Source organism: Azospirillum isscasi, assembly GCF_030849505.1.
In the GTDB taxonomy this organism is placed as follows: Bacteria; Pseudomonadota; Alphaproteobacteria; order Azospirillales; family Azospirillaceae; genus Azospirillum; species Azospirillum isscasi.
Map to the genome: position 1 here is coordinate 1 of NZ_JAUJFI010000094.1, position 22,806 is coordinate 22,806.

A 22,806-nucleotide genomic window follows, 5' to 3' on the forward strand; every position below is an offset into this window, starting at 1 on the left:
GGCCCGGGTGATGCCCTTCGTCCCGGCCTCGCGCGCTGTCGCGGCGTCCGTGGCGGCTCCACCCGCCGCCGAACCGGTCGGCGAGGGCGGCGAGCCGGACAGCCTGGGCATCCTGACGGCGATCCGGCGCAAGCGCGCCGCCCGCGAGAAATTCTTCCCAAAGGGGCTGTTCGAGGACCCCTGCTGGGACATGCTGCTGGATCTGATGATCAACCACCTTCAGGGGCGGCGGATTTCCGTGTCGTCGCTGTGCATCGCGTCCGGGGTGGCGCAGACCACGGCGCTGCGGCGCATCGCCGACCTGTACGACCGCGGGCTGGTCCGGCGCATCGCCGACGACAAGGACGGGCGCCGCGTCTTCATCGAGCTGACCGAAGAGGGCGTGGCCGCCATGAAGCGTTACGTGGAGAATGTCGGCCCGCTGGGCTGACCGTCCGCCGCCGCTTCCGCCTGCCGGGAGCAGTCCGGCCAGGGGCAGGCGCAGGACGGGAAGCGGCACGCGTCGCCGTTCACGTCGCCGGCCTGCACGGCGATCTTGTAACGCAGGCCGGTGGCCGCCGGCGCGTCGATCAGGCCGCAGACCTCATAGACCTCGACATTGACGCGGGCCGATTGCAGGGCAACCCGGGCGATCTGCTTGGGATCCTTCATCATCGGCGTCTCGGCCTCGCTTCCGCTGCGTCGTCGATCCAACAACGCATGACGGGCGCCGGTGTCCCAGGGCGTATCGGAAGGACTTCCTTTGGCACGCCCGCGGCATCCTTACGGCTCCCGTTTCCGGGCGTTCCACATGGATCGGAAAGCCTCCTCCAGCGACCGGGTGAAGGCCGGGGCGTCGCAGAGAGGGGAGTGGAGCAGGGTTTCCCGCAGGCCCGAACGCAGGCCGGCCAGGGCGGACGGATCGCCGATGAGGGCGGCGGTCTTGGCGACGTAATCGTCCGGGTCGGCGGCCACGAGCCGGTCGGCAAGGCCCAGCGTCTCCAGGAAGCTGACCCCGATGCGCCCGGCCCAGCGGTCGCCGCGCAGGGTCACCACCGGCACGCCCATCCACAGGCTTTCCGCCGTCGTCGTGCCGCCGCCGAAGGGGGTGGGGGAAAGCGCGATGTCGATGCGGTTGTGGCTGCCGAGATACTCCGCCCGCGGCGACCATCCTTCCATGCGCAGCCGGTTGGGCGCGATGCCGTGCGTGGCGAACTGGTCGCGCAGGGCCTGACGCACGCCGGAATCGTTGAACTCCCGGGACTTCACCAGCAGGCGGGCCTGCGGCAGGGCGGCCAGGGTCCGCGCCCACAACGCGACGGTGCTCGGGGTGATCTTCGCCCGGTTGTGAAAGGCGCCGAGCGTGACCGGCCCGCCGCCGAGCATGGGAAGCGGACCGACCGCGACCTCCTCCGTCGGCGGCGTGAAGCACAGATAACTGCCGGGAAGGCGCCAGACCTTCTCGGTGAAGTAGCGCTCCTCTCCCGGCGGCAGGACGTGGCGGTCCGCGATGATCCAGTCCATGCCCGGCAGGCCGGTCGTCCCGAAATAGCCGAGCCAGCTCACCTGGACGGGGGCGGGCCGCCGGGCGAACAGGGGCAGGCGGTTGTTTCCCGTGTGGCCGGACAGATCGACCAGAATGTCGATTCCATCCTGCCGGATCAGATCGGCTGCCGCCTCGTCGCCGATCCCGACGATCGGGCGCCACCCGCCCGCCGCCGCGCGCAGGCGCTCCGTCACATGGTCGATCCGGCTGTTGTTGGCGTAGCCGAAGGCGGTAACCGCCGAACGGTCGTGCGTCTTCAGGACGTTTTCCAGAAAATAGCCGACGGGATGGCTGTTGAAATCGCTGGAGACGTATCCGACGCGGAGGGGACGGGCCTCATCGGTGTCGCGGACCGCCGGGGCGGCCAAAGGGGGCCCGTCGCCGTCACGGATGGCCCACTCCCGGGCGGCGGCCAGGAAGTCGGCGTTGGTGAACTCCGGCGCGTAATGCTGTGCCATCAGGAGGTTGCTGCGCGCCATGGGGAAATCCGGACGGTGCGTCAGCGCCGAACGGTAGGCGGCGAGGGCCCGTTCCAGACGCCCCAGCCCCTTCAGGGTGTTGCCGAGGTTGGACCAGGCAAGGGCGAAATCGGGCTGGAAGGTCAGGGCGACGCTGTAGGCCGCCGCCGCTTCGCCAAGGCGGTTCAGCGTGTCCAGGGCGTAGCCGAGGTTGCAATGGGACCCGGCGTTGGCCGGATCGGACTGGATCGCTTCGGCGAAGGCGGCGACGGCGGCTTCGGCATCGCCGACCTCCATGAGGAGGGAGCCGAGGTTGTTGAGGGCCTCGGCGAAACCCGGCCGCAGCGCGATGGCCTTGCGGTAGGCGGCGACGCTTTCGTTGGGCAGGCGCCGGGCGCGGAACAGGTTGCCCATCTGGAAATGGATGTCGGCCTTGTCCGGGCTGAGGCGCAGGGCGGCCATGAAGGCCCCCATGGCCTCCTCCATCCGTTCCAAGGCCAGCAGGGAGGAGCCGAGGTTCAGGTGGTACTCCGGCGCCTCCTGGATCGACAGGGCGGTCCGGATGAAGGCGATGCCGGAGTCATGGTCGCCCTGTTCGGAGCGCAGCACGCCCAGCAAATGCCATGCGTCGGCGTTCCGCGGCTCGCGGTCCAGGATCTGACGGTACGCCGCTTCCGCTTCGGTGGTGCGGCCATCGGTGTGGAGGGTCAGGGCCTGGGTCACCGATGGCCGGGGGGAACGGCTGTCCGTCATGGATCGACAATCACGCGCGGTTGTGGCCGGGAAAGATGCAACGCCGGGGAGAGTAGACCGTCCGCCAGAACCGCGTCCATGGCGAAGGGCGGCTTCTCGGCGGAACAGCCCGGCGTGCCTCACCCCAGTTCAAACGTCGTCACGCCGTAGAGGCGGGCCGTGTCGATGGCGGGGGCGGGGCCGAGATACATGCGCGCGGTTTCGAATTGCGGGGTCAGGCCCAGTTCCTCCGCCAGCAGGACGGCCTCCCGGTTGACCTCCGGCGCGTCGAGAAAGACCGGGCCGTCGCCCGCCGTGGCGGCGAGCGCCAGCGCCAGATCGCGCGCCGTGCCGCGGTCGGCGGCGTAGAGCGGGCCGATCTTGCTGCCCGTGTGGCAGGGACGGATCACCCCGAAGCCCCGCACATCCCCGTCGTGAAGGGCGGCGAGCGCAGTGGCGCCGGGCAGGGTGATCCAGTTGGACAGGAAACCGGCGCGCGGTGCCGGGAACAGGGCGCGGTCCCACTCCAGAAGCCGGTCGAAGGGCACCGTCCGCGCGTCCACCAGCGCCGCGGCGGACGAGGTTCCGGCGGGCGGCGCGCCGCCGTAGCGGATGTTGCGGTAAGCCAGGGCGAAGCCGGATTTGCGGTAATTGTCCTGCTGCGCGACCACCCCGTCGAGCCCGACGGTGCAGCCCTCCAGATGCGTCAGCCCCGCCCGCCACAGATCCCAGCCGAGGCCGCGCCCGCGCAGGTCCGGCCGCACGATGTAGAAGCCGAGGAAGCCGAAGTTCTCGGGATAGCGCACGACGGAGATGCAGGCCGCCGGCTCGCCGTCCAGCTCCCCGATCAGGAAGCCGTCCGGGTCCACCGCGTGAAAGGCCCCGGCGTCGTGCAGGCCGGGGTTCCAGCCCTCCGCCTTCGCCCAGTCCACGGCCAGATCCAACTCGGCCCGGCTCATCACGCGCACGCGGTAGCCTTCCATGGGGCTCTCCCGTCAGGGCTGCGGGGCGGGGGCGAAGCGCGCCATGTCCCCGGCATAGGGTTTCGGCAGGGGGAAAGCGTAGCCGCCGGTCTTGCCCGTGCGCAAGCCCAGCACGGCCAGCCCCTCCACCAGCTTCACCGCGGCGGTCACGCCGTCCACCACCGGCACGCCCATCTCCGCGGTCAGGGCGCGTGCCAAATCGGCCATGCCGGCGCAGCCCAGCACGACGCTTTCCGCCCGGTCCTCCGCGATGGCGTGGCGGATGCTCTCGCGCACCCGCTCGACCGCGCCGGACGCCGGGTCCTCCAGCGCCAGCACCGGCACGCCCGCGGCGCGCACCCGGCAGCGCCCGGCGACGCCGTAGCGCTCCGCCAGATGCTCCAGCGCCGGGACGGAGCGCGGCATGGTGGTGACCACGCTGAACCGCCCGCCCAGCAGGGTGGCCGTCTTCATCGCCGCCTCGCAGATGCCGACCACGGGCGCGGCGGACAGGCAGCGCGCGGCGTCCAGCCCCACGTCGTCGAAGCAGGCGATCACCGTGCCGTCGATGCCGGGCGCGGCGCGCTCGTGGGCGGCGATGACCTCCAGCAGACCGGGGACGGCCAGGGCCTCGTCGTAATAGCCCTCGATGCTGGCGGGACCCATGGCGGGGTTGGCGGCGACGATCTCCGTTCCGGGCGCCGCGACGGCGCGGGCCGCGGCGGCGGCCTTCTCGGTCATGGAGGCGGTGGTGTTGGGGTTGACGACCAGGATGCGCATGGTTGGTCCTTTGCCTCTCAACGGGCCGCGCCGGTGCGCCGCAGCCGGCGGCGGCGCAGGATGGCCACCCCGGCCAGGAACAGGCCGATCACCGTGAAGGAGAACAGCGTCGTCAGCGTGCCCAGCGCGTAGAGCACCGGCGTCGTGACGTTGGTGGTCATGCCGTAGATCTCCAGCGGCAGGGTGTTGAAGGACCCGGCGGTCATCAGCGTCCGCGCGAACTCGTCGTAGGACAGGGTGAAGCCGAACAGTCCGACGCCGATCAGGCTGGGCAGCAGGATGGGCAGCACCACATGCCGCACCGTCTGCCAGGGCGTGGCGCCGAGGTCGCGCGCCGCCTCCTCGTAGGCCGAGTTGAAGCGGTTGAAGATGGCGAAGACGATCAGCAGGCCGAAGGGCAGCGTCCAGGTCAGATGCGCGCCGAGCGCGGAGCTGTGCCAGGCCGGCTCGATGCCCAGGATGTTGAACAGCAGGCCGATGCCCAGGCTGACCAGGATGGACGGCACGATCAGGCTCGCCACCGCCAGATAGAACAGCGCCCCGCTGCCCGGAAAGCGGCGGCGGAAGGCGAAGCCGGCGAGCAGCGAGAACAGCACCGTCAGCACCATCACCGTCAGCCCCAGCGCGATGGAGCGGCGGAAGGACCCGCCGAAATCGCCGACCGCCTGCTGCTCGAACAGGTTCCGGAACCAGTGGATGGACACCCCGTTCATCGGGAAGGTCAGCCCGCCCTCCGGCCCCTGGAAGGACAGGATGGTGATGGTGGCGATCGGCCCGTAGAGGAACAGCACGAACAGCCCGAAGAAGGCGGCAAGCAGGTAGAAGGACAGGCCGCGGCGGTTGCTGTTGCCGGTCATCGCTCAGAGCTCCTTGCGGATGTCGACGATGCGCAGCATCGCCACGACCATGATGAGGACGACGGCCAGCAGGACGACCGCGTTCGCCGCGGCGGCGGGGTATTGGAGCAGCGAAATCTCGTTGGCGATCATCAGCCCGATGGAGGCGCTCTGCCCGCCGCTCATCAGCCGGACGGTGATGAAGTCGCCCATCACCAGCGTGACGACGAAGATGGAGCCGATGGCGATGCCCGGCTTGGCCAGCGGCAGGATGACGTTCCACACCACCTGCGCGGCACTGGCGCCGCCGTCGCGCGCCGCTTCGACCAGGGCGCGGTCGATGCGCATCATCGAATTGAAGATCGGCACCACCATGAACAGCGCGTAGAGGTGCACGAAGGCCAGCACCACCGCGAAGTCGGAGAACAGCAGGAACTCCAGCGGCCGGTCGATCAGCCCGGCGGAGATCAGGCCGGAATTCAGCAGCCCGTTGCGCCCCAGGAAGGGAATCCACGAGATCATGCGGATGATGTTGGAGGTCCAGAAGGGGATCGTGCAGACCAGGAACAGCACCATCTGCCAGGTCGTGGACTGGACGTGGAAGGCCAGGAAATAAGCGACCGTGAAGCCGATCAGCAGCGTGATGACCCAGGTCAGCGCCGCGAACTTCACCGTGTTCAGGTAGGTCTTCCAGGTGACCGGGGAGGTCAGCAGCTCCTCGTAATTGGTCAGCACGAAGTCCGGGTAGATGCGGATGCTGTCGTAGTCCCAGAAGCTGACCGCGACGATGGTCAGGATGGGGATCAGCAGGAAGACCAGAAGCGTCAGCGCCAGCGGACCGGCCTGGAGATAGGGGACGGCCCGGCGCAGCACGGAACGGCGCACCCCGCCGCCCCGCGGTGCCGCGGACGCGCTCGACGCTTCGGGTGGGACGGCGGTGACGGTCATAGCGGAGGGGTCCGTTGCCGTGGGGAAGTGCTGTTGTGGGGGAGTTTTGCCCCTGCCCCGACCCTCCCCCGCTGTCGCAGGGGAGGGACCCGCGAAGCGGGAGGGTGGGGGCAAACGCAGTTGCGCCTTACGCCGCGATGAACTCGTTCCACTTGCGGACCATGTAGCGGTCCTCGTCCATCACCGCGTTCCAGCAGGCGACGCGGCCCATGCGGTCCTTGAACGACCCGCCGTCGCGCACGGCGCCGGCCTTCTCCATCACCTTGCCTTCGGGGCTGAGGATGTCGGTCTTGGCCGGCTGGCCCTCCATCCAGAAGGCCCATTCGTCCGCCGACATGTGCTCCTTCGCGGTGTCGAGCACGGCGGAGTAATAGCCCTGGCGGTTCAGATAGGCGCCGACCCAGCCCGACAGGTACCAGTTGATGTATTCATAGGCGGCCTCCAGCTCCAACCCGCTCAGATGCTTGGCGATGCCGAGGCCGCCGCCCCAGGCGCGGTAGCCTTCCTTCAGCGGCTGGTAGACGCAGGGGATGCCCTTGGCGCGCACGGCCGCCACGGCGGGCGACCACATGGACTGGATGATGACCTCGCCCGACGACATCAGGTTCACGCTCTCGTCGAAGGTCTTCCAGAAGGCGCGGAACTGGCCGGCCTTCTTGGCGTCGGTCATGATCTTGATGGTCTTGTCGATCTCCTCCTTGGTCATGTTGCCCTTGTCGCCGTACTTCACCTCGCCCATGGCCTCGCAGACCATGGCGGCGTCCATGATGCCGATGGAGGGGATGTTCAGGATCGACGCCTTGCCCTTGAAGGCGGGGTCCAGCAGGTCCGTCCAGCTGGTGATCGGGCGGCCCACCAGATCGGGGCGGATGCCCAGCGTATCGGCGTTGTAGATGGTCGGGATCAGCGTCATCCACTGGGTGGCCGACTTGGCGAACTTGATGCTGTCCTTGCCTTCCACGAAGCCGACGGTGTGCGGGGCGGTGCCCTGGGCGACGGCGCTGTCCGGGGTCAGCTTGCCGTTGACGAAGATCGGGACGATCTTGTCGAAGTTCTTGATCTTCTTGACGTCCATCGGCTGCATCACGCCCGCCGGAAAGACCTTTTTGCAGATCCAGTATTCGATGTCGGCGATGTCGTAGGACTTCGGCTGGGTCACCGCGCGCTGGGCCACCGCGTCGCTGTCGAGCGCGGTCATCTGCAGCGTGAAGCCCAGATCCTCCTTCACCTTGTCGGCGACGGCGTTCAGGTTCGACACGCCGGTGCCGAACTGGCGCAGGGTGACGTTCTTGATGTTCTGCGCCCAGATGGTGGGGAAGCCGGTGATCGCCCCCGACCCGATGGCCACACCCGCGGCGGCGGCGGTGTCCTTCAGCAGCGTGCGGCGGCTGACGCCCTTGGTGGTCCCGGCGGAAAGGGGCGAGCCGGTGCGCGTCTCGGTCATGCTCTGTGCCTCCAGTGTGGTCGGTCGGTTATGGTCGGTCGGTTCTGGGGATGGATCAGGAAACCAGGGGGTGCACGTCGCGCGCCTTCCAGCCCGCGGTCACGCGGTCGCCGATGGAGAGCGGGGCGTCGTAGAAACGGGATTCGTCCAGCACCACGGCGAAATCCTCCGCACCCGGCACGTCGAGCGTCAGGTGGACCGACGCGCCGTGGTACTCCAGCGCGCGGACCGTGCCTTGCACCGCGTGGTCGGCGCCCTCCGGCTGGCCCAGCAGGATGCGGTCGGCGCGAACGGCCCAGCGGCCCGCGGCATCGTCCACCACGTTGTGGCCGCCGATGAAGCGGGCGACGAAGGCGGTGCGCGGCTGGTTGAACACCTCGCGCGGGGGACCGGCCTGCTCGATCCGGCCCTGGCTCATCACCACCACGAGGTCGGCCAGCGCCATCGCCTCGGTCTGGCTGTGGGTGACGTGGACGAAGGTGATTCCCAGCTCCGTGTGCAGGCGCTTCAGCTCCTCCCGCATGCGGATGCGCAGGAAGGGGTCGAGCGCCGACAGCGGTTCGTCCAGAAGCAGCACGCCGGGCCGGGTGATCAACGCGCGGGCCAGAGCCACGCGCTGCTGCTGGCCGCCCGAAAGCTGGGCGGGCAGCCGGTCCGCGTACTGGGACATGTGGACGAGGTCCAGCATCTCCCGCGCGCGGCGGCGCCGCTCCTCCCTGGAGACGCCCTTCATCTTCAGGCTGAAGGCAACGTTGTCGGTGCAGTCGAGATGCGGGAACAGCGCGTAGCTCTGGAACATCATGGCGGTGCCGCGGCGGGCCGGCGGCTCCGCGTTCACGACCCTGTCGCCGATCAGCAGGTCGCCGTCGGAGATGTCCTCATGCCCGGCGATCATGCGCAGCGTGGAGGTCTTGCCGCAGCCGCTGGGGCCGAGCAGGCAGCAATAGGCGCCCGCGGCGATGCGCAGGTCGATGCCGTCCACGGCGACGGTGGAGCCGTAGGACTTGCGCAGCTTCACCAGCTCGACGGTCGATCCGGCAGTGGTCGATCCGGTGCTCATGACCTTCTCCGATTTGTGCACAATCCGTGGGGCCGGTTGCGGCTGCCGGGGATGTCCGCAAGTTCCATGCCAGTACAGGAATGGCGGATTCCTGCGGATTTCCGGCGGTGCAAATCGGCGATTGGTCAGGATTTCGGCGCTGTGGCGCGAAATTGTGCATGGGTGGGCTGTGCACGATGCATGGGCAGGGCGCGGCGGCTGCGTTTCCCCTCTGGTCCGTTTTGTGCACAATCCGCGGCGTTGGATTGAACAGCGCCTGTGCCATGATGAAGACTGTCCTGAGCGCGTCCCGCCGCGCCGTCCGGGGGCGCGGAGAGGGGGCGGAGGCCCGCATCGTCCGCAGCATCGGCGAGGCCATCGCCGACCGCCGTCTGCCGCCCGGCACCAAGCTGGCCGAGGAGAGCCTGGCCGAGGTGTTCGGGGTCAGCCGGGAGCGGGTGCGCAAGGTGCTGCTCCTGCTGGCACAGCGGCGGGTGGTGACGCTGATCCCCAACCGCGGCGCCTTCGTCGCCAAGCCCACCGCGCGGGAGGCGCGCGAGGTGTTCGAAGCCCGCCAAGTGATCGAGCGCGCCGTGGTGGAGGCGCTGGAGCGCATCCGCCGTCCCCTGCCGGACGAGATGTCGGCCAAGCTGCGCGCCCATCTGGCGCGGGAGGAGGAGGCCGACCGGGCCGGCGACCGCATGGCGCTGATCCGCCTGTCGGGGCAGTTTCATCTGCTGCTGGCCGACTTCGCCGGGAACGCGACGCTGGCCGGCATCCTGGCCGACCTGATCGACCGCTCCAGCCTTGCCATCGCGGCCTTCGAACGGCGGTCGTCCCATTCCTGCTCCGCCACCGAGCACCGGCGCTTCGTGGAAGCGCTGGAATCCGGGCCGCCGGGCGAGGCGCTGCGCCTGATGATGGAGCATCTCGACGGGGTGGAGCGGCAGCTCGACCTCGATGCGCGGCCGGACGGCGCGGTCGATCTGAAATCCGTTTTCGCGGATCGAACGTAGATAACTGTCCGGATGGACGGGTGATAGCGCCCGCTTATCGCCCGCATAGGGACAAAGGGCTGCTTCCGGCCCGGCCCGCCCGCTACTATGCTGCCCGCCGCGACATCGAGGTGACCGAGCATCATGAATCCGATACCCAAGCCCGCCGACCATCCGCCGGTTCCCGCGCGCCGCGTCGGTGTGCTGTTGATGAACCTCGGGACGCCGGAGGCGACCGATTACTGGTCGATGCGCCGCTACCTGAAGGAATTCCTGTCCGACCCCCGCGTGATCGAGGTGCCGAAGGCGGTCTGGTGGCCGGTCCTGAACGGCATCATCCTGACCGTGCGTCCGGGCAAGAGCGGCCACGCCTACAAAAGCATCTGGAACGAGGAGCGGAACGAAAGCCCGCTGAAGACGGTCACCCGCGCCCAGGCGGACGGCGTGGCGGCGGCGCTGGCGGCGCGGCACGGCGGGGCGGTGGTGGTCGATTGGGCCATGCGCTACGGCCAACCGGCGGTCGGTCCGGCCATCGAGCGGTTGAAGGAGCAGGGCTGCGACCGCATCCTGCTGTTCCCGCTCTACCCGCAATATTCGGCGACCACCACGGCCACGGCGAACGATCAGGCGTTCCGCAAGCTGATGACGATGCGCTGGCAGCCGGCGGTGCGCACCGTCCCCGCCTATCACGGCGAACCGGGCTACATCGAGGCGCTGGCGCGGTCGGTGGTGCGGCACATCGCGGCGCTGGATCACACCCCCGACGTGCTGCTGGCGAGCTTCCACGGCCTGCCGAAAGCCTATCTGGACCGCGGCGACCCCTACCACTGCTTCTGCGTGGCGACGACGCGCCTTCTGGCCGACCGGCTGGGCTGGGAACCGGGACGGGTGCAGTACAGCTTCCAGTCGCGCTTCGGCAAGGCCGAGTGGCTGAAGCCCTACACCGACAAGACGGTGGAGGAGCTGGCCCGCGCCGGCAAGACCAAGATCGCGGTGATCGCGCCGGGCTTCTCCGCCGACTGCGTGGAGACGCTGGAGGAGATCCGCTTCCAGGTGAAGGACGCCTTCATGGCCGCGGGCGGGGAACGCTTCAGCTACGTCCCCTGCCTGAACGACCATCCGGACCACATCGCCTTCCTGGCGGACATCGTGGAACGGGAATTGGGCGGCTGGGTCGATGGGCCCGCCGTGGGGATGAAGAGCGACGCGGAGGACCGGATCACCGCGTGACCCGTTTCCTTCCTCCCTTCGGGGGGAGGGGCGCGGACGCGGGGCTCCTCAATCCCATACGGGCGCCAGACCGTCCGGGTTGACGATCCGCCCGTCGGGGCGGGCGAGGCCGTGGATGGCCGCCATGTCCGCGTCCGTCAGCGCGAAATCGAAGATGGCGAGATTCTCCGCGGCGCGCTTCTCGCCGACCGTCTTCGACAGGGCCACCACCCCGTCCTGCTGCACCAGCCAGCGCAGAACCACCTGGGCCGCGCTTTTGCCCAGCCGGGCGGCGATGTCGGCCAGCACCGGGTCCTTGAAGACCTTCCCGTCGGCCATGGCGTAATAGGCGGTGACGGACTGGCCGTGGCGCCGCGCCGCCTCCAGCATCACCGACTGGTCCAGGTAAGGGTGGTATTCGATCTGGTTGGTGACGATGGGCGCCGCGCTGAGGCGTGCGGACTCGTCCAGAAGCTTGCGGTTGAAGTTGCTGACGCCGATGTGGCGGGTCTTGCCGGCGGCCCGGACGACGTTCAGCGCCGCGATCTGCTCGGCGAGCGGAACGGCCTCGTTCGGCCAGTGGAGCAGCAGCAGGTCCACGTAATCGGTCCGCAGCTTCGCCAGGCTTTCGTCCACCGAGCGGTGGAAATCCTCCGCCCGGTAGTTGCTGACCCAGACCTTGGTGGTCAGGAAGACGTCGCCGCGCGGCAGGCCGGACGCTTTGACGGCCTCGCCGACCTCGCTTTCGTTGCGGTAGATCTGGGCGGTGTCGATGTGGCGGAAGCCGAGTTTCAGGGCCTCCGGCACCATGCGCAGCACGTCGGGGCCGCTCATGCGGAAGGTGCCGAAACCCAGGGCGGGGATGGAGGCGCCGTTGGCGGTCACGGTGTGCATCGGTTTCGATCCTCTCGAATGCGGTTCGGTGAGTGTATCAGGCCGGCTGGGCGATGGCGCCGCCGCGGCGCTCGTCCTTGCGGTCCAGCGCGCCGCTCAGCAGCGTCAGCGCCAGCCCGCCCAGGACGAACAGCCCACCCACCCACGGCGTTGCCGCAAGGCCGAGCGCGCTGTCCACCACCCGCCCGCCGAAGAAGGCGCCGGCGGCGATGCCCAGGTTGAAGGCGGCGATGTTCAGGGCCGAGGCCACGTCCACCGCGCCCGGCGCGTGGCGCTGCGCCAGTTGCACGACGTAGAGCTGGAGCCCCGGCACGTTGGCGAAGGCCAGAGCGCCCATGCCGGCCAGCGTGACGAGGGCCGGAACCGGACTGGAGGCGGTGAAGGTGAAGACGACCAGAACGGCGGCCTGGAGGGCGAACAGCCAGGCGAGCGCACGCACCGGGCGGCGGTTGGCGACCTTGCCGCCCACCATGTTGCCGACCGCGATGGCCGCGCCGTAAAGCACCAGGACGAGGCTGACCGTGCCGCTGGAGAAGCCGGTGATCGTCTCCAGGATGGGCGCCAGATAGGTGAAGGCGACGAAGGTCCCGCCATAGCCCAGCGCCGTGATGGCGAAGGCCAGCAGCAGGCGCGGGCTGGCCAGGACGCGGACCTGGGCGGCGAGACCGGCGGCGGGCGGCTGGCTCAGCTTCGCCGGGACCAGGGCGGCGACACCCAGCGCGCCGGCCACGCCCAGGGTGGACACCGCCAGGAAGGTGGCGCGCCAGCCGAAATGCTGGCCGATCCAGGTGCCCATCGGCACGCCGGTGACGATGGCGACGGTCAGGCCGGAGAACATCATGGCGATGGCCGAGGCGCGCTTGTCCTCCGGCACCAGATCGGCGGCGATGGTCGATCCGACCGAGAAGAAGACGCCGTGCGCGAAGGCGCTGAGCACGCGGGCGGCCAGCAGCGTCTCGTAATCGGGGCTGACCCCGGCCAGCAGGTTGCCGGCGACGAAAAGGCCCATCAGGCCGAGCAGAAGCGGCTTGCGCCGCAGACGCCCGGTCAGCGCGGTCAGGACCGGGGCGCCGACGGTGACGCCCAGCGCGTAGACGCTGACCACCATCCCGGCCAGCGGCAGGCTGACGTTCAGGTCGGTGGCGACGGTCGGCAGCAGGCCGACGACGACGAACTCCGTCGTTCCGATGGCGTAGGCGCTGATCGCCAGCGCCAGCAGTGCGAGTGGCATGACTGAAGGCTCCATCCATGCGGGCTGTGCAGGACGCATCAGATGAGCCAAAAGGACGGGATGCGGAATGCCGTCTCTTTTCGCATGATCGTGTCATTGAATGACAAGATCGACGGAAGGGCACCCCGATGAGCGACAGCCGCGCCTGGGACATGAGGGTCTTCCTGCGCGTCGCGGCACTCGGCAGCTTCAGCGCCGCCGGGCGGGAGGTCGGCATGACGCCGTCCTCCACCGCCAAGCTGGTGACCCGGCTGGAGGAGCGGCTCGGCGTGCGGCTGGTCGAGCGCTCCACCCGCCGGCTGCGCCTGACCGCGGAGGGGGACCTGTACCGGGAGCGGGCAGAAAGCCTGCTGGCCGAACTCGACGCCATGGAGGCGGAGGTGGCGGGCGGCGCGCGGTCTCCCACCGGGCTGATCCGCATCAGCGTGTCGGTGCCCTTCGGGCGGCATTGCGTGCTGCCGCTGCTGCCGGACTTCACGCGGGACTATCCGGGCATCCGGCTGGACCTGACCCTGACCGACGAGGTGGTGGACCTCTACGCCGCGCGGACCGACGTCGCCTTCCGCGCCGGGCGGCTGTCCGACTCCGCGCTGCTGGCGGTGCGGCTGGGCGACGTGCGGCGCCGGATCGTCGCCGCGCCGGGCTATCTGGACCGCATGGGCATCCCGGAGAGCGCCGCCGACCTGGAGCGTCACGACTGCCTGGGCTTCAACTTCCGCCGCGCCGCCGCGGTCTGGCCGCTGAAGTCCGGCGGGCGGCTGGTGGACCGCGAGATCGACACGCGCATCGTCGCCAACAACGGCGAGACGGTGCGCCACATGGCCCTGCTCGGCCTCGGGCTGGCGCGGCTGGCCGAATACCACATCCGCGCCGACCTCGCCGCCGGGCGGCTGGTCAGCGTTCTGGACGCGGTGCTGGTGGACAGCGAGGAAATCCACGCCGTCTACACCGGGCGGGAGCGGGTGCCCCACCGGGTCCGCGCCTTTCTGGATTTCATGACGCCCCGCCTGCGCGCATGCCTGCAATGACCGAGCTGTGGGCGGGGTCTTCTTGTCAAAATTCGATAGTAAAGCTATTAAATAGGCATGCAATCGAATGACCCTCCCGCTCCGGACTTCCCGTCCAACTTCGGCATCCATCTGTTCCGCGCCGCCCATCTGTGGCGGCGGGAGGCGAACAAGGTGCTGGCGGAGAGCGGTTTCTCCTCCTCGGTCATTTCGCCGCTGATGCTTCTGAACGAACTCGGCGACGGGATGCGCCAGCGCGAGCTAGCGGAGGAGATGGGGGTGGAAGGCCCCTCGCTGGTCCGGCTGCTCGACAGCCTGGAGGCCGCGAAGCTGGTCGAGCGTCGGGAGGCCCCGGACGACCGGCGGGCCAAGACCCTGCACCTGACGGACGAGGGCCGCGACCTGCTGGCCCGCGTGAACACGGCGCTGAACGACGTGCGCCGCCGCCTGCTTCAGGGCGCATCCGGCCCGGAGATCGCGGGCGCGGTTCGGGTCATGTCGGCGATCGAGTCGAACGCCCGGGCCATGAAGGGCTGACCGGGGTTATTGCAGTGGAATTCCCCTCTCCCGGGGCGGGTGAGGGTCGAATTTGCAACCACCGCTCCCGGCTCCGCTGCCGGAGCGCAAGGACGAACACGGTGAAACTCTTTTCCCTCCTGATTCGGGTCACGGTCACGCTGGCCGTCACGCTGGGCGCCGTCGGCGGCGGCTGGTGGCTGTGGGACTACTACATGAACCAGCCCTGGACCCGTGACGGGCGGGTGCGGGCCGACGTGGTGCAGGTGTCCTCCGACGTGGCCGGTCTGGTGACGGAGGTCCGGGTCACCGACAACCAGGCGGTCCGGAAGGGCGACGTGCTGTTCGTCGTGGACCCCAGCCGCTACCGTCTGGCCGTCGCGCAGGCCGAGGCCAATCTGGAAAGCGCCCGCGCCGAGCTGTCCTTCCGCAAGGCCGAGGCCGACCGTTACGCCCAGCTCGGCAACAACGTGGTCTCCACCGCCCAGCGGCAGGAGGTCGCCTCCGCCCAGGCGAAGGCCGCCGCCGCCGCCCGGCAGATGGAGGCCGCCCTCGACCTCGCCCGCTTCAACCTGGAGCGGACGGAGGTGCGGGCGACGGTGGACGGCTTCGTCACCAACCTCCAGCTCAAGGCCGGCAACTACGTGACGGCGGGCCAGCCGGTGGTCGCGGTGATCGACCGCCATTCCTTCTACGTCGTCGGCTATTTCGAAGAAACCAAGCTTCCGCGCATCCGCATCGGCGATCCGGTCCGCGTCACCATCATGGGCGAGCCGGAACGGCTCACGGGCCGGGTGGACAGCGTGACCCACGCCATCGTGGACCGCGACCGCACCGAGGGCACCGGCCTGCTGCCCAACGTCAACCCCACCTTCAACTGGGTCCGGCTGGCCCAGCGCATCCCCGTGCGCATCGCGCTGGACGAAGTGCCGGACCCCCGCGACCTCGTCGCCGGGCGCACCGTGACGGTGGAGGTGGTGCGGGATACGGAGCAGGGGGCGCCCGCGAAGCGGGTGGCCGAGCAATGACGTTTCCCGCCGTGAAGCTGTTCTCGCTCAACGAGGCGCTGTTCTCGGTCAAAGCCTTCGCGGCGGCGATGGCGGCGCTCTACATCGCCTTCTCCATGGGGCTGCCGCGGCCCTTCTGGGCGATGGCGACCGCCTATGTCGTGTCCGGCCCGTTGTCGGGCGCGGTGCGGTCGAAGGCGGTCTTCCGCGTCGCCGGGACCGCGCTGGGCTCCGCCGGGGCGATCGCGCTGGTGCCGGCGCTTGCCGATTCGCCGGAGCTGCTGACCCTGGCGCTGGGGTTGTGGGTGGCGGTCTGCCTGTTCATCTCGCTGCTCGACCGCACGCCGCGCAGCTATCTCTTCATGCTGGCCGGCTACACCATCGGGCTGATCGGCTTTCCCGCGGTGACCGACCCGTCCACCATCTTCGACAGCGGTCTGGCCCGCGTGGAGGAGATCCTGATCGGCATCCTCTGCGCCACCATGGTGCACAGCGTGGTCTTCCCGCAAAGCGTCGGGCCGGCGCTGCTCGGCCGCCTGGACGCCACGCTGCGCGACGCCGAGCGCTGGACGCTGGAGGCGCTGTCCGGCCAGCCCGAATCCAGAAATGCGGCCGCCGCGCAGGACCGCCAGAAGCTGGCCCGCGACATCACCGAACTGCGCGTCATGGCGACCCATCTGCCCTACGACACGTCGGAGGTGCGCTGGATGACCCGGGCGGTGCGGGCGATGCAGGACCGCATGGCCTATCTGCTGCCTCTGGCCGCCGGGATCGAGGACCGGCTGGACGCCCTGCGCGGCCAGTTGCCCGCCGAGGTTTCCGCCCTGCTGGCCGATCTGAGCCGCTGGGTCGCCGACGAAAAGGTGCAGGGCGACGCGGCGGAGGGCGATGCCGACCGCCTGCGCGCGGAGATCGCCCGGCTGTCGCCGGCCATCGGCGACGGCACCGGCTGGCGGGAGGCGACGCTGCTCAACCTGCTGACCCGGCTGCGGTCGCTGGTGGACATCCACCAGGACTGCCGCGACCTGCGGGCGCACATCCGCGACGGCAAGAGCAGCCTGCCGGAGCGTCTCGACCCGCTGACGCGCCGCCGCTCGCGCGACGTCTTCCATCTGGACGCCGGCATGGCGCTGTGGTCGGGCTTCGCGGCCCTGCTGGGGATCGCGGCGGTCTGCGCCTTCTGGATCGGCACGGGCTGGTCGTCGGGGTCGGCGGCGGCGATGATGACGGCGGTCTTCTGCTGCTTCTTCGCCTCGCTGGACGATCCGGCGCCGGGCATCCGGCTGTTCCTGGTCTTCACGCTGCTGTCGGTGCCGCTGGCCGCCTTCTATCTGTTGGTCGTGCTGCCGTCCTTCGACAGCTTCCCCATGCTGGTTTTGGGCCTCGCCCCGACCTTCCTGGTTCTGGGGGTCTTCGTGGCGCGCCCGGCGACCATGGGCAAGGCGATGGCCCTGCTGATGGGGGTGGTCGGCTCCCTCAGTCTGCTCGACCTCGGGACGGGCGATTTCGCGTCCTTCCTGAACAGCAACGTGGCGCAGGTGGTGGGGATCGCCACGGCGCTGCTGGTGACCCGGCTCTGCCGCTCCGTGGGGGCGGCCTGGAGCGCCCGGCGCCTGCTCCGCGCCGGCTGGCAAGAGATCGCCGCGATGACCGCCGCCCGCTCGGGCATTCCCGTGGGCAGCTTCGAGAGCCGGATGCTGGACCGGGTGGGGCTGCTGTCCTCCCGGCTGGCGCTGGCCGGTCCGCAGCGGGATCTGGCCGCGGCGGACGCGGTGAACGACCTGCGGGTCGGGCTGAACGTGGCGGAGCTGCAACGCGCCCGCCGCGCGCTGGGCGGTCCGGCGGCGCCCCATGTGGCGCGGCTTCTGGGGGCGGTGGGGCAGCATTTCCGCGGCCTGTCCAGCCGCCGGCTCGGCACGGCCCCGGCGGAGCTCCTGCCGATGATGGACTCGGCCCTGTCCAACCTGTCCGCCAAGCCCCGTTCGGCGGAGCGCGACCGGGCGGTGATCGCGCTGGCCGGCCTGCGCCGCGCCCTGTTCCCGCACCTGACCTTCGCCGCCCCCGAATCCTCGAGCGAAGCCTCCCGCGAACCGGTGACCGCATGATCGGCGAAATCGACGTCTACGGGCTGTTCATCCCCCCGCTGCTGATCCTGGCCGTCGTGGCCTGGTTCGTGTCGGGCCTGCTGCGGCGCGGCCTGCGCGCGGTGGGGTTCTACGGCTGGGTCTGGCACCCGCCGCTGTTCGATCTGGCGCTGTATGTGCTGGTGCTGAGCGCGCTGACGGCGCTGACCGCCTGGTTGCGGTGAGGGGGAAGGGGAGGCGGATCGGGGCGCTTATTGTTATGGGTCTCCCTCCCACGCCCCGAACCACCCGTTCCCATCCAAACCCGAAGGTTTAGAGACGTATCGGTTACCGGTGATATAACAGTTTGTCAAGCGAAGTGGCGGTCCGTCCGGGGTTTCCTCCGAACGCGAAAAGGGCCGCCCCGGAGGGCCAGCCCCTCGGACTAGGTGTTGACGCTCGCACCCCTTTCGGTTTTTCTACCGATTGGGGGCGGGCGTTGACTCTGGGACGGCGAAATGGCGGATTCCGAGGGGACAGGGCACGACAGCGGGCTCGGGAATACTTCCGGTCAAGCTAGCCATTCCATGCCGGGGATTTCTCCGGCAAGTCGCCCGAGGAATATCCCTGCTCCAGAAGGCGGTATTCAAGTAAACCACTGCCGGACACCGGGATGCAGCAACTTCGGGGTCTGGCCAGCGCTCGTCAGCTCAGGCGCTGGGCGAGGCTCCCGCCGCGCGGACAAGTACACGGTCGTCGGCAGCGGTGGAGTTGCCGCCATCAGATGCGCCGATTGCGGGTCCGGCGCGAACCTCAAAAGCAACAGTGCGGTCAAGGCAGAGTTCGAGCGCCTACGACGTTATCTCGCTCCGTTGTCTCCTGTCCGGTGTAGCACGCCCAGTTGCAAGAACGCCACCGAGGTCTTCGCAACACACGAGGTCGAAGCCAGATTCCAGCGCTTCGGCAGGACGGCGTCCGGTTCTCACCGGTGGCGGTGCCGGGCCTGCAAAGCTACGGTGTCCATCGGTGGCCCCAACCGTCGCCAGAAACGGCATCACCTCAACATCAGCGCGTTCCGTTTGCTCATGAACGCGACCGGACCGAGCCGAATGGCCGAAATTCTCGGCTGCGGCGACGGGACCGTCTACGACAAAATTGACTTCATTCACCGGCAATGCCGCCTGTTCGTCGCCGAGAGGGAACGTCGGCTTCCGGAGATGACGTTCGACCGACTCGACATCTGCACCGATCAGCAGACTTACCTCGTGAACTGGCCGGCCCGGCGGGTCCGCAAGCAGGTGCTCATCAACGGCACCGCCAGCGTCGAATGCCAGAGCAGGTATCTCTTCGGTCCGTCGCTGGGGCACGACCCGGAGACGACAATATCGGAGGTCGAGGAATTGCGCGCCGCGGTCGGCGACGACGCCAAGCCCGAACATATGCAGACCTACGCTCATTACTGGACCGAGGCCCGCTATCTGCGGGAAGCCGGGCAAGCGGGCAGCGGTCTGACGGTGGACGACCAATTGCCCGCCCAGGGCGTTCTCATCGCCGGGCAGTATGACCTGCACGGTCATTTTCATTTCCTGCGCTATCTGCTGGGCGGAGCCGCCCATCTCAACTTCTTCATGGACGAAGACGGCAGTATGCCGGTTGCCTGTTTGGGCGCCTTCGCTGACCGGGTCGCGACCCGAACCGCCGACATCTTCCAAGTGTCGATCGCGAAGGACCTTACGATCGATCAGCGCCGAGCGAAGCAACACGACGCGGAACAGCGGTTCGCCGTGGACAAGGCCGCCCATCCGGGGTTGGCCGACTGGGAGGTCCGCCGGGCTGTTGCGGAAACTCGGGTTGCCACGGCCCGGGCGACAAGCCCGCTACCCCACAGGAAACTGCAGGACGTCGTGATAGACCTGCTGTTCCCAGATTTCGCTGAACCGGACAAGAAGGTCCGTTTCACGACGGATATGGATGATTACGACGATGCCAAGGTCGCTCGGCGGCTTCTGCGCGCCACGTTGTGGCCCGTTGATTCGGTCTTCGCTCAGATGCGGCGACGCCTGCGTCTGGTTGAGCGCGGCATCAGTTCACCTCGCCGGGGGCGTGCCATCTGGCACATCAACGCGCCCTACAATCCGATAATGCTCGCCAAGGTCTTGTTCATCTTCTCCGTGTGGCACAACTACGTCGGGCCTCGTGGCACGAAGGAAACGCCAGCCATGCGACTCGGTCTCGCAAAGGGACCGGTCCGGATGGAAGACATCCTCTACTTCGACGTGCGCGATGGCCTCCGTCCTGCCCTGTAGCCCAGCCCTCACACGGCAAGGGCGGCCCTGAAAAACAGAGCCGCCCAAGTATCAACACCTAGTCCGAGGGGCTGGCCCCGGAGGGCGGCCCTTTCCATTCCGATCCGTCCGGTCCGCTTAGTAGCGGTAGTGGTCCGGCTTGAACGGGCCTTCGACCTTCACGCCGATGTACTCGGCCTGCTTGGCGGAGAGCGTGGTCAGCTTGGCGCCGATCTTGTCCAGATGCAGGCGGGCGACCTTCTCGTCCAGGTGCTTCGGCAGGACGTAGACCTTGTTCTCGTAGCTGGCGTGGTTCTTCCACAGCTCGATCTGGGCCAGCACCTGGTTGGTGAAGCTCGCGCTCATCACGAAGCTCGGGTGGCCGGTGGCGCAGCCCAGGTTCACCAGACGGCCCTGGGCCAGGACGATCAGGCGCTTGCCGTCGGGGAACACGACCTCGTCGACCTGCGGCTTGACCTCTTCCCAGGCGTAGTTGCGCAGGGCCTCGATCTGGATCTCGCTGTCGAAGTGGCCGATGTTGCAGACGATGGCGCGGTCCTTCATGGCGCGCATGTGGTCCAGCGTGATCACGTCCACGTTGCCGGTCGCGGTGACGAAGATGTCGCCCTGCGGGGCGGCCTCGTCCATCGTGACGACCTGATAGCCTTCCATGGCGGCCTGGAGGGCGGTGATCGGGTCGATCTCGGTCACCAGGACGCGCGCACCCTGCGAGCGCAGCGAGGCGGCGGAGCCCTTGCCCACGTCGCCGTAGCCGGCGACCACGGCGACCTTGCCGGCCACCATCACGTCGGTGGCGCGCTTGATGCCGTCGACCAGCGACTCGCGGCAGCCATAGAGGTTGTCGAACTTCGACTTGGTGACGCTGTCGTTCACGTTGATGGCCGGAACCTTCAGCGTGTCCTTCTTCATCATCTCATAGAGACGGTGGACGCCGGTGGTGGTCTCCTCGGACAGGCCGCGGACCTCGTTCAGCATCTCCGGATACTTGTCGTGCATGATCTGGGTGACGTCGCCGCCGTCGTCCAGGATCATGTTCGGGACCCAGCCGTCCGGACCCCGCAGGGTCTGCTCGATGCACCACCAGAACTCCTCCTCCGTCTCGCCCTTCCAGGCGAAGACCGGGATGCCGGCGGCGGCGATGGCGGCAGCGGCCTGGTCCTGGGTCGAGAAGATGTTGCAGGACGACCAGCGGACGGTCGCGCCGAGAGCGGTCAGCGTCTCGATCAGCACGGCGGTCTGGATGGTCATGTGCAGGCAGCCGACGATGCGGGCGCCGGCCAGCGGCTTGGACTCGCCGAACTCCGCGCGCAGCGCCATCAGGCCGGGCATCTCGGTCTCGGCGATGGTGATTTCCTTGCGGCCCCACTCGGCGAGGCTGATGTCCTTGACCTTGTAGTCGGTGAAGTTGGCGGGCGCGGCCATCGGGAGTCTCCTGGGCGGCTGTTTGCTGGACGGCAATGATGAGGGGCGGGCGCACCGGCCCGCTGTGACGCTGGTGTAGCAGCGCATTGGGAGCCCCGCAAGCATAAAGATATCTTTATGTTTGTGGGGTTGCCGTCCGGCCGGATCCGCACCGGCCCGGCGCGGTTTCCCATGGCGGACCTTTTCCCCGTGGATCGGCGTTCCCATAACCACCCTGCGGCGGATGGGGGGCATGGGGCGGGCGATGGCGTTGACAGGATTGAAGGCACCCGGCTTCTGGACGCGGCTCGGCCGGCACGAGCTGACCCTTCTCGTCGGCATGGCGGTCAGCGCCGGGCTGATCCTGGCCTTCGCCCTGCTGGCCGGGGAGGTGATCGAGGGCGAGACGGCGGCCTTCGACCGGGCGGTTCTGCTGGCGCTGCGGGTGGCGGGCGACCCGGAAACGCCGTTGGGGCCGCCCTGGCTCCGGAACGCGGCGCGCGACGTCACGGCGCTGGGCAGCGTCACCGTGCTGTCGCTGATCACCGCGGTGGCGCTGGGCTTCCTGCTGCTTCAGGGAAAGCGCGGGGCGTCGCTTCTGGTGCTGCTGTCGGTCGGCGGCGGCATGGCCATCAGCGGCCTGCTGAAGAACCAGATCGGGCGGGAGCGCCCGGACCTCGTCCCGCACGGCGACATCGTTTTCACCGCCAGCTTCCCCAGCGGCCATTCGCTGCTGTCGGCGGTCGTCTTCCTGACGCTGGGCGCGATGCTGGCGCGCTTCGTCGAGCGCAAGCGGCAGAAGGCTTATGTGCTGGTCGTCGCGATGACGGTGACCCTGCTGGTCGGGTGCAGCCGCGTCTATCTGGGTGTCCACTGGCCGACCGACGTTCTGGCGGGCTGGTGCGTCGGGGCGGGATGGGCCGCGCTGTGCTGGCTGATCGCCCTGTGGCTGCAAAGACGCGGTGCCGTCGAACCGGAGGATGAAGCCGGAACGGTGCCGGATCGCACTTGACCCCACCCGCTCCTAGCCGATATTTCGGGTGGTTCAACCGTAGAAACCACAGCATGTCGATGTCCGGAAGCACGTTAGACCGCGAAACCCTGCAAGCCGTCGGCGTTTTGAAGCGCGCCGTGGACGAGGCCCGGGTGCCGGGCGTGCTGGAATTCCGGCTGCTGTCCAGCGCGCTGAGCCGCACGCTGGAATCGGAAAACATCCGTGAACTGGACGAGGCCAAGCGCGTTTACGAAACGCTCGACGGCGAGTGCCGGACGCTGATCGTGGATTGGGCCACCACCCTGGCCCATGCCGAGGCCGCCGGGCGGCACCCGGCGCCTGCCGAAGCCGAGATCGAGGCCGAAGCCGCGGCCATTCCCGCGGCGGCCCCCGTGGCAGCGGTGGCGCCTTCGCCGGCCCCGCCTCCGGCGCTGAACATGCCGAAATTCAACTCGATCT

21 protein-coding genes and 1 pseudogene are annotated in these 22,806 nt (G+C 68.8%); 11 read left to right on the forward strand and 11 right to left on the reverse strand.

The window, feature by feature from the left end:
- Nucleotides 1-430, forward strand: a 430-nt coding sequence (locus tag QSG27_RS17950; protein WP_306708490.1) for a winged helix DNA-binding protein, incomplete at its 5' end; no start/stop codon positions are given.
- Here the strand turns inward: QSG27_RS17950 and QSG27_RS17955 are convergent.
- The 8 genes from QSG27_RS17955 to QSG27_RS17990 all read right to left on the reverse strand — a co-directional run bounded on the left by QSG27_RS17955 (nucleotide 400) and on the right by QSG27_RS17990 (nucleotide 8,745).
- The gene (locus QSG27_RS17955; RefSeq protein ID WP_306708492.1) at nucleotides 400-654 is read right to left on the reverse strand and encodes a hypothetical protein; all 255 of its coding nucleotides are present in this window, start codon (nucleotides 652-654) and stop codon (nucleotides 400-402) included. The genes QSG27_RS17950 and QSG27_RS17955 overlap by 31 nt on opposite strands.
- A gap of 108 nt (nucleotides 655-762) precedes the next feature.
- Nucleotides 763-2,736, reverse strand: coding sequence for an O-linked N-acetylglucosamine transferase, SPINDLY family protein (locus QSG27_RS17960; protein ID WP_306708494.1), 1,974 nt, complete (start codon nucleotides 2,734-2,736; stop codon nucleotides 763-765).
- A 119-nt stretch (nucleotides 2,737-2,855) separates the two neighbouring features.
- A complete protein-coding gene (locus QSG27_RS17965) occupies nucleotides 2,856-3,698 on the reverse strand; it encodes a GNAT family N-acetyltransferase (protein WP_306708496.1) in 843 nt (280 codons plus the stop codon).
- Between the two features lie 12 nt (nucleotides 3,699-3,710).
- The gene (locus tag QSG27_RS17970) at nucleotides 3,711-4,457 is read right to left on the reverse strand and encodes an aspartate/glutamate racemase family protein (RefSeq protein ID WP_306708498.1); all 747 of its coding nucleotides are present in this window, start codon (nucleotides 4,455-4,457) and stop codon (nucleotides 3,711-3,713) included.
- 17 nt (nucleotides 4,458-4,474) lie between these two features.
- Entirely contained in the window at nucleotides 4,475-5,314 is an 840-nt protein-coding gene (locus tag QSG27_RS17975; protein WP_306708500.1) for an ABC transporter permease, read from the reverse strand.
- Nucleotides 5,315-5,317: 3 nt separating this feature from the next.
- Nucleotides 5,318-6,241, reverse strand: coding sequence for an ABC transporter permease (locus QSG27_RS17980; protein WP_306708502.1), 924 nt, complete (start codon nucleotides 6,239-6,241; stop codon nucleotides 5,318-5,320).
- A gap of 127 nt (nucleotides 6,242-6,368) precedes the next feature.
- Nucleotides 6,369-7,685 carry an ABC transporter substrate-binding protein gene (locus QSG27_RS17985; RefSeq protein ID WP_306708503.1) on the reverse strand — a complete coding sequence of 439 codons (1,317 nt, stop codon included), beginning with the start codon at nucleotides 7,683-7,685 and terminating at the stop codon, nucleotides 6,369-6,371.
- A 55-nt stretch (nucleotides 7,686-7,740) separates the two neighbouring features.
- A complete protein-coding gene (locus QSG27_RS17990) occupies nucleotides 7,741-8,745 on the reverse strand; it encodes an ABC transporter ATP-binding protein (protein ID WP_306708504.1) in 1,005 nt (334 codons plus the stop codon).
- 263 nt (nucleotides 8,746-9,008) lie between these two features.
- Here QSG27_RS17990 and QSG27_RS17995 point away from each other — a divergent pair, with 263 nt between their 5' ends.
- The gene (locus tag QSG27_RS17995; protein WP_306708506.1) at nucleotides 9,009-9,740 is read left to right on the forward strand and encodes a GntR family transcriptional regulator; all 732 of its coding nucleotides are present in this window, start codon (nucleotides 9,009-9,011) and stop codon (nucleotides 9,738-9,740) included.
- 123 nt (nucleotides 9,741-9,863) lie between these two features.
- The gene (hemH, locus tag QSG27_RS18000; RefSeq protein WP_306708508.1) at nucleotides 9,864-10,949 is read left to right on the forward strand and encodes a ferrochelatase; all 1,086 of its coding nucleotides are present in this window, start codon (nucleotides 9,864-9,866) and stop codon (nucleotides 10,947-10,949) included.
- 48 nt (nucleotides 10,950-10,997) lie between these two features.
- Here the strand turns inward: hemH and QSG27_RS18005 are convergent, their stop codons facing one another.
- Both QSG27_RS18005 and QSG27_RS18010 read right to left on the reverse strand, forming a co-directional pair.
- On the reverse strand, nucleotides 10,998-11,822 hold the full coding sequence (locus QSG27_RS18005; protein WP_306708510.1) for an aldo/keto reductase: 825 nt from the start codon (nucleotides 11,820-11,822) through the stop codon (nucleotides 10,998-11,000).
- 37 nt (nucleotides 11,823-11,859) lie between these two features.
- Nucleotides 11,860-13,053, reverse strand: a complete 1,194-nt coding sequence (locus QSG27_RS18010; RefSeq protein WP_306708512.1) for an MFS transporter — start codon at nucleotides 13,051-13,053, stop codon at nucleotides 11,860-11,862.
- 128 nt (nucleotides 13,054-13,181) lie between these two features.
- On the opposite strand from QSG27_RS18010, the gene QSG27_RS18015 reads away from it, so the two are divergent.
- The 6 genes from QSG27_RS18015 (at nucleotide 13,182) to QSG27_RS18040 (ending at nucleotide 19,952) form a co-directional block, all read left to right on the forward strand.
- Entirely contained in the window at nucleotides 13,182-14,081 is a 900-nt protein-coding gene (locus QSG27_RS18015; protein ID WP_306708514.1) for a LysR family transcriptional regulator, read from the forward strand.
- A 57-nt stretch (nucleotides 14,082-14,138) separates the two neighbouring features.
- Complete coding sequence (locus QSG27_RS18020; RefSeq protein WP_306708515.1) at nucleotides 14,139-14,597, forward strand: MarR family winged helix-turn-helix transcriptional regulator; 459 nt, start codon at nucleotides 14,139-14,141, stop codon at nucleotides 14,595-14,597.
- A 101-nt stretch (nucleotides 14,598-14,698) separates the two neighbouring features.
- Nucleotides 14,699-15,604 carry an efflux RND transporter periplasmic adaptor subunit gene (locus QSG27_RS18025; protein ID WP_306708517.1) on the forward strand — a complete coding sequence of 302 codons (906 nt, stop codon included), beginning with the start codon at nucleotides 14,699-14,701 and terminating at the stop codon, nucleotides 15,602-15,604.
- Nucleotides 15,601-17,688, forward strand: coding sequence for an FUSC family protein (locus tag QSG27_RS18030; protein WP_306708519.1), 2,088 nt, complete (start codon nucleotides 15,601-15,603; stop codon nucleotides 17,686-17,688). Before QSG27_RS18025 ends, QSG27_RS18030 begins: the two co-directional genes overlap by 4 nt.
- Nucleotides 17,685-17,891 (forward strand): DUF1656 domain-containing protein, encoded by a 207-nt coding sequence (locus tag QSG27_RS18035; RefSeq protein WP_306708521.1) that lies wholly within the window; start codon nucleotides 17,685-17,687, stop codon nucleotides 17,889-17,891. The genes QSG27_RS18030 and QSG27_RS18035 overlap by 4 nt, the downstream gene beginning before the upstream one ends.
- Before the next feature lie 864 nt (nucleotides 17,892-18,755).
- A complete protein-coding gene (locus QSG27_RS18040) occupies nucleotides 18,756-19,952 on the forward strand; it encodes a hypothetical protein (RefSeq protein WP_306708523.1) in 1,197 nt (398 codons plus the stop codon).
- Between the two features lie 117 nt (nucleotides 19,953-20,069).
- On the opposite strand, the gene ahcY is transcribed toward QSG27_RS18040, so the two are convergent.
- Nucleotides 20,070-21,374: an adenosylhomocysteinase gene (gene ahcY / locus QSG27_RS18045; RefSeq protein WP_306708524.1), complete on the reverse strand. Its 1,305-nt coding sequence runs from the start codon at nucleotides 21,372-21,374 to the stop codon at nucleotides 20,070-20,072.
- A gap of 244 nt (nucleotides 21,375-21,618) precedes the next feature.
- Between ahcY and QSG27_RS18050 the strand changes: the two genes are divergently transcribed.
- Complete coding sequence (locus QSG27_RS18050; protein ID WP_306708526.1) at nucleotides 21,619-22,365, forward strand: phosphatase PAP2 family protein; 747 nt, start codon at nucleotides 21,619-21,621, stop codon at nucleotides 22,363-22,365.
- Between the two features lie 53 nt (nucleotides 22,366-22,418).
- Nucleotides 22,419-22,806 (forward strand): annotated as a pseudogene (locus QSG27_RS18055) (hypothetical protein); the annotation flags it as partial.

What these genes read in the sequence shown, in the direction of transcription:
- QSG27_RS17955 (WP_306708492.1), bottom strand. Translation starts at nt 654, where the DNA reads ATGATGAAGGATCCCAAGCAGATCGCCCGGGTTGCCCTGCAATCGGCC.
- QSG27_RS17960 (WP_306708494.1), bottom strand. Translation starts at nt 2,736, where the DNA reads ATGACGGACAGCCGTTCCCCCCGGCCATCGGTGACCCAGGCCCTGACC.
- QSG27_RS17965 (WP_306708496.1), bottom strand. Translation starts at nt 3,698, where the DNA reads ATGGAAGGCTACCGCGTGCGCGTGATGAGCCGGGCCGAGTTGGATCTG.
- QSG27_RS17970 (WP_306708498.1), bottom strand. Translation starts at nt 4,457, where the DNA reads ATGCGCATCCTGGTCGTCAACCCCAACACCACCGCCTCCATGACCGAG.
- QSG27_RS17975 (WP_306708500.1), bottom strand. Translation starts at nt 5,314, where the DNA reads ATGACCGGCAACAGCAACCGCCGCGGCCTGTCCTTCTACCTGCTTGCC.
- QSG27_RS17980 (WP_306708502.1), bottom strand. Translation starts at nt 6,241, where the DNA reads ATGACCGTCACCGCCGTCCCACCCGAAGCGTCGAGCGCGTCCGCGGCA.
- QSG27_RS17985 (WP_306708503.1), bottom strand. Translation starts at nt 7,685, where the DNA reads ATGACCGAGACGCGCACCGGCTCGCCCCTTTCCGCCGGGACCACCAAG.
- QSG27_RS17990 (WP_306708504.1), bottom strand. Translation starts at nt 8,745, where the DNA reads ATGAGCACCGGATCGACCACTGCCGGATCGACCGTCGAGCTGGTGAAG.
- QSG27_RS17995 (WP_306708506.1), top strand. Translation starts at nt 9,009, where the DNA reads ATGATGAAGACTGTCCTGAGCGCGTCCCGCCGCGCCGTCCGGGGGCGC.
- hemH (WP_306708508.1), top strand. Translation starts at nt 9,864, where the DNA reads ATGAATCCGATACCCAAGCCCGCCGACCATCCGCCGGTTCCCGCGCGC.
- QSG27_RS18005 (WP_306708510.1), bottom strand. Translation starts at nt 11,822, where the DNA reads ATGCACACCGTGACCGCCAACGGCGCCTCCATCCCCGCCCTGGGTTTC.
- QSG27_RS18010 (WP_306708512.1), bottom strand. Translation starts at nt 13,053, where the DNA reads ATGCCACTCGCACTGCTGGCGCTGGCGATCAGCGCCTACGCCATCGGA.
- QSG27_RS18015 (WP_306708514.1), top strand. Translation starts at nt 13,182, where the DNA reads ATGAGCGACAGCCGCGCCTGGGACATGAGGGTCTTCCTGCGCGTCGCG.
- QSG27_RS18020 (WP_306708515.1), top strand. Translation starts at nt 14,139, where the DNA reads ATGCAATCGAATGACCCTCCCGCTCCGGACTTCCCGTCCAACTTCGGC.
- QSG27_RS18030 (WP_306708519.1), top strand. Translation starts at nt 15,601, where the DNA reads ATGACGTTTCCCGCCGTGAAGCTGTTCTCGCTCAACGAGGCGCTGTTC.
- QSG27_RS18035 (WP_306708521.1), top strand. Translation starts at nt 17,685, where the DNA reads ATGATCGGCGAAATCGACGTCTACGGGCTGTTCATCCCCCCGCTGCTG.
- QSG27_RS18040 (WP_306708523.1), top strand. Translation starts at nt 18,756, where the DNA reads ATGGCCGAAATTCTCGGCTGCGGCGACGGGACCGTCTACGACAAAATT.
- ahcY (WP_306708524.1), bottom strand. Translation starts at nt 21,374, where the DNA reads ATGGCCGCGCCCGCCAACTTCACCGACTACAAGGTCAAGGACATCAGC.
- QSG27_RS18050 (WP_306708526.1), top strand. Translation starts at nt 21,619, where the DNA reads ATGGCGTTGACAGGATTGAAGGCACCCGGCTTCTGGACGCGGCTCGGC.